The following is a 12,729-nucleotide window of genomic DNA, read 5'->3' on the forward strand; positions in this document are numbered from 1 at the left end:
TCGGGACAGCAGAAGGGGTGCGACAGAGTGACGCAGCATCGGATCGAGGACGTGGCCCTGCTGGGCGTACGCCACCACGGACCCGGGTCGGCCCGCGCGGTCGCGGCGGCGCTGGCGCAGTACGCGCCCGACACTGTGCTGATCGAGGGGCCGCCCGAGGCGGACGCCCTGCTGGCGCTGGCGGCGCACCAGGACATGGCCCCGCCGGTGGCCCTGCTCGCGCATGTGGTGGACAACCCGGCCCAGGCAGCGTTCTGGCCCTTCGCCGCCTTCTCGCCGGAATGGGTCGCCCTGCGCCACGCCCTGGACCGCGGCGTACCGGTGCGGTTCATCGACCTGCCCGCCGCGCACAGCTTCGTCCGGAACCGCGAGGAGGAGGAGTCGGACGGCCCCGGGATCGACCCGATCGGCGAACTGGCCCGAGCGGCCGGGCATGACGACCCCGAGCAGTGGTGGGACGACGCGGTCGAGCACCGACGGCAGGACGACGGGGACGCGCTGGGTCCGTTCCGCACCATCGCCGAGGCCATGGCCGAACTGCGGCCCCCGGGTTCGGAGCCGGCCGGCTGCCACGAGGCCCGGCGGGAGGCCTTCATGCGACGGCAGATCAGAGCCGCGCAGCGGGCCGGGCACCGGCGCGTCGCCGTCGTCTGCGGCGCCTGGCACGTTCCCGCGCTGGCGGCGAGACCGCCGGTCGCGGCCGACGACGCCCTGCTGAAGGGACTGCCCAAGGCCAAGGTCGAGCTGACCTGGGTGCCCTGGACCCACCGCAGGCTCTCCCAGCACACCGGTTACGGCGCCGGCATCGCCTCGCCCGGCTGGTACCAGCACCTCTTCGAGTCCACCGACCGCGGCACGGTCCGCTGGATGACCAAGGTCGCCGCGCTGCTGCGGGCCGAGGACCACTCCGTCTCCTCCGCCCATGTCATCGAGGCGGTCCGGCTCGCCGAGACCCTCGCCGCCATGCGCGGCCGCCCGTTGCCCGGGTTGGTCGAGAGCACCGACGCGGTACGGGCGGTGATGTGCGAGGGATCGGACGTCCCGCTGGCGCTGGTGCAGGACCGGATGGTCGTCGGCGACCGGATGGGCCAGGTGCCCGACGAGGCGCCGACCGTGCCACTGCAGCGCGATCTGACCCGGCTTCAGCGAAGCCTGCGGCTGAAGGCCGAACCGGGCGAACGCGAGCTCGACCTCGATCTGCGCAAGGACACCGACGCGGCCCGCAGCCGGCTGCTGCATCGGCTCACCCTGCTCGACATCCCCTGGGGCCGTGCCGCGGTCTCCCGCACCGGCACGACCGGGACGTTCCGGGAGAGCTGGCGGCTGGTCTGGGAGCCCGAACTCGCCATCAAGGTCGCCGAGGCGGGGATCTGGGGCACCACCGTCGAGTCCGCGGCCACCGCCCGGGCCCGCGACCTGGCCGCCCACTCCGGAGCGCTGGGCGAGGTCACCGCACTCGCCGAGGCGTGCCTGCTGGCCGACCTCCCGGAGGCGCTGCCGACCGTGCTGCAGGCGCTGGCCGACCGGGCCGCCCTGGACGCCGACGTGGCCCATCTCGCCGAGGCGCTGCCCGCCCTGGTCCGCTCGCTGCGCTACGGCGACGTCCGCGGCACCGACGCCGCCGCGCTGCGCGAGCTGGCCGAGGGTCTCGCGGTGCGGATCTGCATCGGCCTGCCCCCCGCCTGCAACAGCCTGGACGCCGAGGGCGCGGGGGCGATGGCGGGCCACCTCGGCTCGACCCACGCGGCGGTGGCCCTGCTGACCGACGCCGAGGAACTGCAGCAGCGCTGGTCGGCGACGCTGCGCACGCTCGCCGAACGCGACACCATCGCCGGCCTGCTGCGCGGCCGGGCGGCCCGGCTGCTGCTGGACGACAACCAGTGGGACGCCGCCGAGGCCGCCCGGCAGATGCGGCTCACCCTCAGCCCCGCCACGCCCCCGGCCGAGGCCGCAGGCTGGATCGAAGGCTTCCTGGCCGGCGGCGGGATGCTGCTGGTCCACGACACCCGCCTGCTCGGCCTGGTCGACGACTGGCTCACCTCGGTCCCCGATGCCGCCTTCCCGGACGTCCTCCCCCTGCTCCGCCGCACCTTCTCCGGCTTCGAACCCGGCGTCCGCCGCACCATCGCCGACCGCATCCGCACCGGCACCGCCGACCCCCAGCCAAACGACCGCCCCGGCTTCGCCCAGGAACTGGACCTGGAACGAGCCACCCAAGCCCGCACAACAGCCGCACTTCTCCTCGGCCCCAGCCACGCACCACCTGGGGGCGCGGGGAACTGCGCTGCCAACCGTGCACTCACGGAGGTCCGATCATGACCACGGATGAACGCCTCAGAAGGTGGCGCCTGGCCCTGGGCACCGACGCCGACGCCGCCTCAACTGCTCGCCTGGCAGGGCGTGACGCCGCCATGGACCGCGCCCTCTCCGCCCTCTACGGCCACGCCGCAGGCGACCGCGCCGCGGGCCTCGGCGGCTCCGCCCCGCAGGTGGCCCGCTGGCTCGGCGACATCCGCGAGTACTTCCCCACCAGCGTGGTGCAGCTGATGCAGCAGGACGCCATCGAACGCCTCGGCCTGGCCCAGCTGCTGATGGAGCCCGAGATGCTGGAGGCGGTGGAGCCCGACGTCCACCTGGTGGGCACGCTGATCTCGCTGGGCCGCGCGCTGCCGGAGACCACCCGGGAGACCGCCCGCGCGGTGGTCCGCAAGGTCGTCGAGCAGTTGGAGCGCCGGATCGCCACCCGTACCCGATCGGTGCTCGGCGGCGCCCTGGACCGCAGCGCACGGGTGAAGCGGCCCCGGCACCGGGACATCGACTGGGACCGCACCATCCGCGCCAACCTCAAGAACTACATCGAGCCCACTCAGGAACGCGACCACGGCACCGTCGTCCCCGAACGGCTGATCGGCTACGCCCGGGCCCGGAACGCGGTGAAGAAGGAGGTCGTCCTCTGCATCGACCAGTCCGGGTCGATGGCCGCCTCGGTGGTCCACTCCTCGGTCTTCGGCGCGGTCCTCGCGTCGATGCCCTCGCTGAGCACCCGGCTGGTGGTGTTCGACACCTCGGTGGTCGACCTCACCGAGCAGCTCTCCGACCCGGTGGACGTGCTCTTCGGGGTCCAGCTCGGCGGCGGCACCGACATCAACCGGGCCCTGGCTTACTGCCAGTCGAAGATCACCCGTCCGGCCGACACCATCGTGGTGCTCATCAGCGATCTCTACGAGGGCGGCATCCGGGACGAGATGCTCAAGCGGGTGGCCGCCATGAAGGCCTCCGGCGTGCAGTTCATCGCACTGCTGGCGCTCTCCGACGACGGCGCTCCGGCCTACGACCGCTCGCACGCCGCCGCGCTGGCCGCCCTCGGAGCCCCGGCGTTCGCCTGCACCCCGGATCTCTTCCCGGACGTGATGGCGGCCGCCATCCAGAAACTCCCGCTGCCGGTACCCGAGGACTAGAGAGGACTGGAAGAGAAGTCCTCAGTCCCCCGAAAGGGCCAACGCCGCCCAGACGGTCTTGCCCGCCGTCCCGGGCCGCGGGACCGCGCCCCAGGCCGTGGCGAAACTGTCGATCAGCAGCATCCCGCGCCCGTGCTCGTCGTCCGCGTCGGCCGGACCGAGCTCCGGGAGGTCGCTGTGGTCCTCGTCGTCCACCTCCAGGAAGAGCACCCCCCGGGCGCTCCAGAGCCTGCAGTGGACCCGGCTGCTGCCGGTGTGGGTGACCGCGTTGCACACCAGCTCGGACATGCAGAGCTCGGCATCGGTCAGGGTCTCGAGGGGGAGCTGCCACATCGCGGCGGTGATCCGCACGAAGCGGCGGGCCATGGCCACCGAGGAAGGCGTCCCGGGCAGGGTGGCCGCCGCCTGGCGGTCCATCTCCCAGGTGTTGCGAGCCGTACCGAGCTGGGGGATCTCGACGGCGAGGGCGGTGGGGGCAGGGGAGGCGAGTGGGGCGGTCGCCCCGTCGTGCGGCGCGTCCGGGTTCTGGACGCGGTGACGTGCGCTGTGCATCGAGCATCCGCTTCTTGGACGGTCGTCGCTACGGTCTGTGCGTGCACCGTTACCAGAACACGTTCCTGGAGTCGGGAGGCAAAAGCAATGAACTTCGACGGATTCGCCCCGGAGGAGTGCTGTGTGCGGGAGCGTGGTGGGGTCGTGCGCCCCCGTTGTGACGGTTATCACCGGTCACAGTCCGGTCGGCGGCGATTTGTGCACCTCGGACGGCGATAACCTGCGAGACGGACATGCCTGCCCGTCTGACGCCAGGCCGTGTGCTCCCCGTAGCAATGGCATCGGCCGCGAGAACCCTCCGGGATTCCGCGTACCGACCGCCGCGACGGCCACAGCGGCGACCTTTCGGGCGGCACGCTGGGAAGATAGGAGTGGCCGGCCCTCCCGTGACCGACCACATCCGAAGTCGCGATCACAAGGACGGACGCGCGTGGACCTGTTCGAATACCAGGCGAGGGACATCTTCGCCAAGCACGGTGTACCGGTGCTGGGCGGTGCAGTCATCGAGAACGCCGAAGAGGCGCGAGCGATCGCTGAGGGTTGGGGCGGCCGCGCGGTCGTCAAGGCACAGGTCAAGGTCGGTGGCCGCGGAAAGGCCGGCGGCGTGAAGCTGGCCTCCGACCCGGCTGACGCGGTCGCCAAGGCCGAGGCGATCCTGGGCATGGACATCAAGGGCCACACGGTCCACAAGGTGATGCTCGCCCAGACCGCCGACATCAAGGACGAGTACTACGTCTCGTTCCTGCTCGACCGCACCAACCGCACCTTCCTGGCGATGGCCTCGGTCGAGGGCGGCGTGGAGATCGAGGTCGTGGCCGTCGAGAACCCCGACGCGCTCGCCAAGATCGCGGTCGACGCCAACGAGGGCGTCACCGACGCCAAGGCCCGCGAGATCGTCGAGGCGGCCAAGTTCCCGGCCGACGTCGCCGACCAGATCGTCGAGGTGCTGAAGAGCCTGTGGAAGGTCTTCATCGCCGAGGACGCCCTGCTGGTCGAGGTCAACCCGCTGGTCAAGACGGGTGACGGCAAGATCGTCGCGCTTGACGGCAAGGTCTCCCTGGACGAGAACGCCGACTTCCGCCAGCCCGAGCACGAGGCGCTGGTCGACCACGCCGCGGCCAACCCCCTCGAGGCCGCGGCCAAGGCCAAGAACCTCAACTACGTCAAGCTCGACGGCGAGGTCGGCATCATCGGCAACGGCGCGGGTCTCGTCATGAGCACCCTGGACGTCGTCGCCTACGCGGGTGAGAAGTACGGCAACGTCAAGCCCGCCAACTTCCTCGACATCGGCGGCGGCGCGTCCGCCCAGGTGATGGCGAACGGCCTGGGCATCATTCTGGGCGACCCGGACGTCAAGTCCGTGTTCGTCAACGTCTTCGGTGGCATCACCGCCTGCGACGAGGTCGCCAACGGCATCGTCCAGGCGCTGGAGCTGCTCGCCGCCAGCGGCGAGGCCGTCACCAAGCCCCTGGTCGTCCGTCTGGACGGCAACAACGCGGAGCTGGGTCGCAAGATCCTGTCTGACGCCAACCACCCGCTGGTGCAGCGTGTGGACACCATGGACGACGCGGCCGACAAGGCCGCCGAGCTGGCTGCGAAGTAAGGGACGAGGACTCCACAACCATGGCTATCTTCCTCACCAAGGAAAGCAAGGTCATCGTCCAGGGGATGACCGGTGCCACCGGCATGAAGCACACCCGCCTCATGCTCGCCGACGGCACCAACATCGTCGGCGGTGTCAACCCGCGCAAGGCCGGCACCAGCGTCGACTTCGACGGCACCGAGGTTCCGGTGTTCGGCTCGGTCGCCGAGGCGATCGAGAAGACCGGCGCCGACGTCTCGGTCATCTTCGTGCCGCCGGCCTTCGCCAAGGCCGCCGTGGTCGAGGCCATCGACGCCGAGATCCCGCTGGCCGTCGTGATCACCGAGGGCATCGCGGTGCACGACTCCGCGTCCTTCTGGGCCTACGCCGGCGAGAAGGGCAACAAGACCCGGATCATCGGCCCGAACTGCCCCGGCCTGATCACCCCCGGCCAGTCCAACGCGGGCATCATCCCCGGCGACATCACCAAGCCGGGCCGGATCGGTCTGGTGTCCAAGTCGGGCACCCTGACCTACCAGATGATGTACGAGCTGCGGGACATCGGCTTCTCCTCCGCCGTCGGCATCGGTGGCGACCCGATCATCGGGACCACGCACATCGACGCGCTGCAGGCCTTCCAGGACGACGACGACACCGACCTGATCGTGATGATCGGCGAGATCGGCGGCGACGCCGAGGAGCGTGCCGCGGCCTACATCGCCGAGCACATCACCAAGCCGGTCGTCGGCTACGTGGCCGGCTTCACCGCGCCCGAGGGCAAGACCATGGGCCACGCCGGCGCCATCGTCTCGGGCTCCTCCGGCACGGCGCAGGCGAAGAAGGAGGCCCTTGAGGCCGCCGGGGTCAAGGTCGGCAAGACGCCGTCCGAGACCGCCCGCCTGGCCCGCGAGCTCATCAGTAAGTAGACGGCCTGGAGCGCCCCGTACCGGATCATCCGGTGCGGGGCGCTCTGCTGTCCGAATGACGGGCCGTCAGTGGTGCCGGTGGCAGGGCAGTGCGAACAGCCGGCACAGCGCGTCGGGCAGCGATGGACGGTGCATCGAGCGGTGCGCAGCGGAGTGCGTCCTGGAGCGTGCCGGCTCGATGGCGCCGGTCGGCACCGGCGGGAGCAGCAGGCCCGCGGAGATCGGACGGACCGAGGTCCGGCGCCGCGAGCTCGGGGCGGAGAACAGCCGCACCGGGAGGTGGCCGGTCGGCGCCGTGCGCGCGGTGAACAGCGCCAGATTCGGCAGTGCGACGGTGGCCGGCAGCGGCAGCGTCTCCGAGACCGGTACCGGGTTCTGCGCTGCCACCGGATCCGCTGCCCGCACCGAGTCCGCCGCCACCCGGTTAGCCGGGTGGTAGGCGACGAACGGCACCGTCGGCGGATGCCAGGGCGTTCCGACCACCGCGCCGGCGACCAGCGCCCCGGCCATGCCCAGGGCCAGCACCCCGGCTGCCGCGGTCACCCCGCGCTCGTGCAGCCGGGAGCGCTGCCGTACCAGGCCGGGCGAGGGCAGCTGCGGCAGCGGGCAGCCGCGGACGGCGGCGCCGCGCAGCAGTACGCCCAGCTCGCGGCCGAAGCCGCGCCGCCGTCCGTCCGTGCCGGCGGCCTCGGGAGCCATTCGGGCCAGTCCGAGCCTGGCCCGGACCACCCTGCCGTAGGCGGCGGGGGTGCTGGACTCGATCTCGGCGGCGGTCTGCTGCCAGTCGAGCCCGAGGGCGTCGTGCAGCACGACGGCCCTGCGCTGGGCCCGGGGCAGGTGCAGCAGCGCGGTCAGCAGCCGGCGGTCGTCCTCGGTCAGCCGGGCGCTGTGCTCCGGATGGCGCAGCGGGTTGCGGTGCCAGGGGGACAGAGCGAGGTCGAAGGCGGCCGCGCGGATCCACCCCTCGGGCGAGGGGTCGGCGGACACCGCGTCCCATGCGCTCCAGGCGAGCTGGAAGGCCCTCCGAACGCAGTGGGCCGCACGGTGCCGGTGGCCGACGAGCAGATAGGTCTGCCGGGTCAGCCGCTGGTAGCTGTCGCGGTGGAGCGCCTCGAAGGATTCGGCCGAGCGCCGTTCATCAGCAGAGCCGATTAGAGACATATAGGAATTCTTCGGCGAAACATCGATATCTGCCATGTCGTTGGTCAAAACGGGTGGCGCCCGGAGCATGGTGGGGCATGGCCTTCTTGATGGAGCGGTTGCGCCCGGCCGCGGTGCGGCAGATCGGCGCGGGGACGAACCCTGCGGCGGCCAGGGCCGGGCTCCTGGCGGGTGCCGCAGCGGCTGGGCTGGGCTTCGCCGGGCTGGCGGTCCCGTTGTTCCTGCTGTGGGTGGTCACCCCGTACGTCCAGGTCGGCCCGGGCGGGGCGCTGCATCTGGCCGCGTGTGTGTGGCTGCTCGCGCAGGGCGCCGAGCTGCTGCGCCCCGACGGGGCGCCGCTGGCCGTGCCCCCGCTTCTGGTCACGGCGCTGGTGCTGCTGCCGCTCCACCGGTTCGCGGCGCGGACGGGCGGACCTCGGACGGATGTCGCCGCGGTCGATGACGAGTGGGACGAGTTCGACGGCTTCGACGACTTCGGGGGCATCGAGGACGAGCCCGGGGACGAGCCCGGGGAGCGCGAGTCCGGCCACCCCGGTTCGGCGCTGCTGGGCGTGGTGGCCGGCTATCTCCTGGTGACCCTGGTCATCGTGGTCGCGGCTGCGGCGGACACGCCCGGCGGCCTCCGTGCGGCCGACCCGCTCGACGCCTTCGGCCGCACGGCGCTGCTGGCCCTGCCCGTCGCCGCCCTGGGCGTCCACCGCGGTGCGGGGGCCTGGCTACGCCTCCCCACGCGGGCCCAGCTGCCGGCTTGGGTCCGTGTGCCCACCTGGGCCACCCTCCCGAGCCGCTGGAGCGCCGTGAGGCTGCTCCATGCGCCCGGCGGCCCGGCCGTCGCCCTGCGGGCCGCCCTCGGCGGCGGTGCGGCGCTGCTGGGCGGCGGTGCGGCCCTGCTGGCAGCCTCCATGCTGCTGCACTTCGGCGCCGCCGGCACCCTCGCCGCCCAGACCGCGCCCGATCTGGCCGGACGGTTGGCCCTGCTGCTGCTCTGCGTCGCACTGCTGCCGAACGGCGCGGTCTGGGCCGCCGCCTACGCCCTGGGCCCCGGGTTCGCGCTGGGCGGCCGGCTGGCCCCGCTCACGGACGCGGTGCCGTCGGCTCCCCCGGCATTTCCCCTGCTCACAGCCCTACCGACGGCCGGGGGAGGGCTGGTGACGCTGCTGGTACTCACCGTCCCCGTGGTGGTCGGCGCCGTCGTGTCCGGCTGCGTGGGCCGGGCGGCGGAGCGGCTCGGGTGGCGCGCCATGGCGACCGCCGGGGTCGCCCTCGGTGCGGCGATCGGCACCGCAGCGCTGGCGGCGCTGTGCGCGGCGGCCTCCGGCGGGTCGCTCGGCACCCGGGCGCTCGCGGCCGTCGGGCCCTCCCCCTGGTGGACCGGCCTGGCCGCGCTGTGCTGGGCGGCCGCCGGCGTGCCCGGCGCGCTGCTGGTACGGCTGCTGCTCAGCCGCCGATCTGCACCAGCCACTGCGGAGGCTTCGGCGTCACCGTGGTGGCGCAGCTGGCGTAGGCAGCCTTGGTGAGGGCGTTGTTCTGGCAGTCGTAGAAGCTCTTGTAGTACAGCTGCACCCCGAAGACGGCGGCGACCATCGCCAGCCCCACGATGGCGGCGATCAGACCGCCCATCGCGGCGGGGACCTGCGGCCGGGTCTGGTACGGGGAGACGTACCCGGGGTGGTAGGCGGGCAGTCCGTACCCGGGCGGTGCCGGCGGGGCGCCCGGCGCGGGGGGTGCCGGCGGGGCTGGGGCCGGGGGTGGACCGGGGACCGAACCGGTCGCGGTCGCGGTCCCGTCCAGGGCCGAGGTCGGTGTCTTGGCCGTCCCGCGCAGCGCGCTGATCGCCCAGTACAGCGCCAGCGACGCCAGCAGCAGGGTGATGTAGGGAACGCCGAGGATCAGGAAGAAGATCCCCCACATACCGCTGAGCAGCGCGTAGCGGGCCCGTCGCTGGACCGGGTCGCTGGGGTCGAAGCGGGGGGCCTGCGGGGCCGGGCTGTACGGCAGGCGCGGCGGCCGCTGGCCCTGGTAGCCGGGGCTCCAGGGGTGCGGCGGCGGCACCACGGGACGCGGCGGCCGACCGTCCTGCGGGGCGTCCTCGGGCTGCTCGCCCTGCTCCTCAGGCGGCGTTTCGGTCGCCCAGCCGCGCTCGTCGTGGTCATGGTGGGGATGACCCGAATGCTGCGAGTCCTGCGGGGGCTGCTGCCGACGGGGCTGCCAGGGGCGGTCCGGCGCGTCCTTGGACGGCGGGGCGAAGGGGTCGCGGGGCCCCTCGGGGGGTGTGCCGCTGTCCGATTTCTGGACCATGGTCTTCGCCGTACTCCTGCCTGTGGGCTGCTTTCCCGCTGTCCCTCTTGTGAGGACACCCTCTCACTACGTACCCCGCTCTGGCGCGTCCCCACCCCATGATCGTCGACCACGAGTGCGAGGCCGCTGTCAGGGCCCGGTATCGTTGCTGACGACCGGCGACCCCTGTGGGTTCCTGGTCGGCCCTCGGCGCCGTCGTCGGCCCCTTCGGCGGACACGGATGCCGGTCACAAGATGACACCCCGTGCCCACCCTCCCCCAGCCTCCGGCCGGGGGGACCCCCTGCCCACCACCACCCTTCCAACGTGGCGCTTCGCGCCGCACCTTCTATCCGGATAGCCCGGTTTGCCCTGGATGCGCAGTGTGCCGTTCGGCCGAGTACGCCTCAGGGACGGCCGTGCCGTGACGTGAGGACCGTGCTTTGACGTACGTCGACGCCCAAGCCTCTGACTACCCCGCTCCCGCCGCCCCCGCCCGCCTCGTCGTCCTGGTGTCCGGTTCCGGGACCAACCTGCAGGCCCTGATCGACGCCTGCGCCGACCCGGCGTACGGAGCTGTGATCACCGCCGTCGGCGCGGACCGGGACGGCATCGCCGGTCTCCAGCGGGCCGAGGCGGCCGGCCTCCCCACCTTCGTGCTCCGGGTGAAGGACTTCCCGGAGCGCACCGACTGGGACGCGGCGCTGACCGCGGCCACCGCGGAGTACACGCCCGACCTGGTGGTCTCCGCGGGCTTCATGAAGATCCTCGGCGGCGGCTTCATGCGCCGCTTCGAGGGCCGCATCGTCAACACCCACCCCGCCCTGCTCCCCTCGTTCCCCGGCGCGCACGGGGTGCGGGACGCCCTCGCCTACGGCGTCAAGGTGACCGGCTGCACCGTCCACCTCGTCGATGAGGGCGTGGACACCGGGCCGATCATCGCCCAGGGCGTGGTCGAGGTGACCGACGCCGACCACGAGGACGGCGGCGAGGCACTGCACGAGCGCATCAAGGCCGTCGAGCGCGGACTGCTGGTCGAGGCCGTGGGCCGGCTGGCCCGCGAGGGCCACCGTGTCGACGGGCGCCGCGTCCTGCCCCTCCCCGCTCCGCCCCCACTCTCCTGAACCTCCTCTGACGGACCACCACACACCGAAGGACCAGCAATGAGCTCCGGCAGCACTCAGCCCGCGCCCACCTCGGAAAACCAACGGCCGCTCCGCCGCGCCCTCGTCAGCGTCTACGACAAGACCGGGCTGGAGGAGCTGGCACAGGGCCTGCACGCCGCCGGTGTCGAGCTGGTGTCCACCGGTTCCACCGCCGCGCGGATCGCTGCGGCCGGCGTCCCGGTCACCCCGGTCGAGGAGCTGACCGGCTTCCCCGAGTGCCTGGACGGCCGGGTCAAGACGCTGCACCCGCGCGTCCACGCCGGAATCCTGGCCGACCTGCGGCTGGCCTCGCACCGCGAGCAGCTGGACGAGCTGGGCGTCGCGCCGTTCGACCTGGTGGTGGTCAACCTCTACCCGTTCAAGGCCACCGTCGCCTCCGGCGCGAGCCCGGACGAGTGCGTCGAGCAGATCGACATCGGCGGCCCCAGCATGGTCCGCGCCGCCGCCAAGAACCACCCCTCGGTCGCGGTGGTCACCTCCCCGGCCCGCTACGCCGACGTCCTCGCCGCGGCCTCGGCCGGCGGCTTCGACCTGGCCACCCGCAAGCGGCTGGCCGGTGAGGCCTTCGCCCACACCGCCGCCTACGACGTGGCCGTCGCCTCCTGGTTCGCCTCTGAGTACGCCCCCGCCGACGAGGAGGCGTTCCCGGCCTTCCTCGGCGCCACCTGGGACCGCGAGAACGTGCTGCGCTACGGGGAGAACCCGCACCAGGCCGCCGCGCTCTACGTGGACGGCAGCGGGAGCGGCCTCGCCGCGGCGGAGCAGCTGCACGGCAAGGAGATGTCGTACAACAACTACGCCGACACCGATGCCGCCGTCCGTGCCGCCTACGACCAGGACCGGCCCTGCGTCGCGATCATCAAGCACGCCAACCCCTGCGGCATCGCGGTCGGCGCGGACGTGGCCGAGGCGCACCGCAAGGCGCACGCCTGCGACCCGGTCTCGGCCTACGGCGGCGTCATCGCGGTGAACCGCGAGGTCACCGTGGAGCTGGCGGAGCAGATCGCGCCGATCTTCACCGAGGTCGTCTTCGCCCCCTCCTACGCGGACGGCGCGGTCGAGGTGCTGGCGCAGAAGAAGAACATCCGGGTACTGCGGGGCACTCCGGCGGCGGCCGCGATCGAGACCCGCGCGGTCACCGGCGGGGTGCTGCTGCAGCAGGCCGACCGGATCGACGCCGCCGGTGACGACCCGTCGACCTGGACCCTGGCCGCCGGCGACGCGCTCTCCCCGGAGGAGCTCGCCGAGCTGTCCTTCGCCTGGCGCGCCTGTCGGGCCGTCAAGTCCAATGCGATCCTGCTGGCTTCGGACGGCGCCTCGGTCGGCGTCGGCATGGGCCAGGTCAACCGGGTGGACTCGGCCAGGCTCGCGGTCGAGCGGGCCGGTGAGCGCGCGGCCGGGTCCTACGCCGCGTCGGACGCCTTCTTCCCGTTCCCCGACGGGCTGGAGATCCTGCTCGCCGCGGGGGTCAAGGCGGTCGTCCAGCCGGGCGGGTCGATCCGTGACGACCAGGTGATCGAGGCGGCCAAGGCCGCCGGGGTGACGATGTACCTGACGGGCACCCGGCACTTCTTCCACTGATCGAGTCGCCGAACGCACGGAGGCCCG

General features: G+C 72.8%; 10 protein-coding genes. 7 read left to right on the plus strand and 3 right to left on the minus strand.

From position 1 onward, the window contains the following. The first annotated feature begins 27 nt into the window (after positions 1-27). Both ABH941_RS12695 and ABH941_RS12700 read left to right on the plus strand, forming a co-directional pair. Positions 28-2,319 (plus strand): DUF5682 family protein, encoded by a 2,292-nt coding sequence (locus ABH941_RS12695; protein WP_370129021.1) that lies wholly within the window; start codon positions 28-30, stop codon positions 2,317-2,319. Continuing rightward, a complete protein-coding gene (locus ABH941_RS12700; RefSeq protein ID WP_370129022.1) occupies positions 2,316-3,458 on the plus strand; it encodes a VWA domain-containing protein in 1,143 nt (380 codons plus the stop codon). The genes ABH941_RS12695 and ABH941_RS12700 overlap by 4 nt, the downstream gene beginning before the upstream one ends. A 21-nt stretch (positions 3,459-3,479) precedes the next feature. Here ABH941_RS12700 and ABH941_RS12705 read toward each other — a convergent pair whose 3' ends face one another. Continuing rightward, on the minus strand, positions 3,480-4,010 hold the full coding sequence (locus ABH941_RS12705; protein WP_370129023.1) for an ATP-binding protein: 531 nt from the start codon (positions 4,008-4,010) through the stop codon (positions 3,480-3,482). Positions 4,011-4,440: 430 nt separating this feature from the next. On the opposite strand from ABH941_RS12705, the gene sucC reads away from it, so the two are divergent. Further along, on the plus strand, positions 4,441-5,613 hold the full coding sequence (sucC, locus tag ABH941_RS12710; RefSeq protein ID WP_370129024.1) for an ADP-forming succinate--CoA ligase subunit beta: 1,173 nt from the start codon (positions 4,441-4,443) through the stop codon (positions 5,611-5,613). Between the two features lie 20 nt (positions 5,614-5,633). Then, positions 5,634-6,518 carry a succinate--CoA ligase subunit alpha gene (gene sucD, locus ABH941_RS12715; RefSeq protein WP_134004087.1) on the plus strand — a complete coding sequence of 295 codons (885 nt, stop codon included), beginning with the start codon at positions 5,634-5,636 and terminating at the stop codon, positions 6,516-6,518. Between the two features lie 66 nt (positions 6,519-6,584). On the opposite strand, the gene ABH941_RS12720 is transcribed toward sucD, so the two are convergent. Then, positions 6,585-7,679 carry an RNA polymerase sigma factor gene (locus tag ABH941_RS12720; protein WP_370129025.1) on the minus strand — a complete coding sequence of 365 codons (1,095 nt, stop codon included), beginning with the start codon at positions 7,677-7,679 and terminating at the stop codon, positions 6,585-6,587. Between the two features lie 77 nt (positions 7,680-7,756). Between ABH941_RS12720 and ABH941_RS12725 the strand changes: the two genes are divergently transcribed. Then, complete coding sequence (locus tag ABH941_RS12725) at positions 7,757-9,196, plus strand: DUF6350 family protein (RefSeq protein WP_370129026.1); 1,440 nt, start codon at positions 7,757-7,759, stop codon at positions 9,194-9,196. Here ABH941_RS12725 and ABH941_RS12730 read toward each other — a convergent pair. Further along, complete coding sequence (locus tag ABH941_RS12730) at positions 9,117-9,977, minus strand: hypothetical protein (RefSeq protein ID WP_370129027.1); 861 nt, start codon at positions 9,975-9,977, stop codon at positions 9,117-9,119. The two genes, ABH941_RS12725 and ABH941_RS12730, sit on opposite strands and share 80 nt — an antisense overlap. A 421-nt stretch (positions 9,978-10,398) precedes the next feature. On the opposite strand from ABH941_RS12730, the gene purN reads away from it, so the two are divergent. Beyond that, positions 10,399-11,079 (plus strand): phosphoribosylglycinamide formyltransferase, encoded by a 681-nt coding sequence (gene purN / locus ABH941_RS12735; protein ID WP_370129028.1) that lies wholly within the window; start codon positions 10,399-10,401, stop codon positions 11,077-11,079. Positions 11,080-11,118: 39 nt separating this feature from the next. Continuing rightward, the gene (gene purH / locus ABH941_RS12740) at positions 11,119-12,702 is read left to right on the plus strand and encodes a bifunctional phosphoribosylaminoimidazolecarboxamide formyltransferase/IMP cyclohydrolase (protein WP_370129029.1); all 1,584 of its coding nucleotides are present in this window, start codon (positions 11,119-11,121) and stop codon (positions 12,700-12,702) included. Positions 12,703-12,729 lie beyond the last annotated feature (27 nt).

The organism is Streptacidiphilus sp. EB103A (assembly GCF_041261405.1).
GTDB lineage: Bacteria > Actinomycetota > Actinomycetes > Streptomycetales > Streptomycetaceae > Streptacidiphilus.

Excerpts from the sequence above, each read along its gene's own strand:
- ABH941_RS12700 (WP_370129022.1), top strand. The coding sequence starts at position 2,316 with ATGACCACGGATGAACGCCTCAGAAGGTGGCGCCTGGCCCTGGGCACC.
- ABH941_RS12705 (WP_370129023.1), bottom strand. The coding sequence starts at position 4,010 with ATGCACAGCGCACGTCACCGCGTCCAGAACCCGGACGCGCCGCACGAC.
- sucD (WP_134004087.1), top strand. The coding sequence starts at position 5,634 with ATGGCTATCTTCCTCACCAAGGAAAGCAAGGTCATCGTCCAGGGGATG.
- ABH941_RS12720 (WP_370129025.1), bottom strand. The coding sequence starts at position 7,679 with ATGTCTCTAATCGGCTCTGCTGATGAACGGCGCTCGGCCGAATCCTTC.
- ABH941_RS12725 (WP_370129026.1), top strand. The coding sequence starts at position 7,757 with ATGGCCTTCTTGATGGAGCGGTTGCGCCCGGCCGCGGTGCGGCAGATC.
- ABH941_RS12730 (WP_370129027.1), bottom strand. The coding sequence starts at position 9,977 with ATGGTCCAGAAATCGGACAGCGGCACACCCCCCGAGGGGCCCCGCGAC.
- purH (WP_370129029.1), top strand. The coding sequence starts at position 11,119 with ATGAGCTCCGGCAGCACTCAGCCCGCGCCCACCTCGGAAAACCAACGG.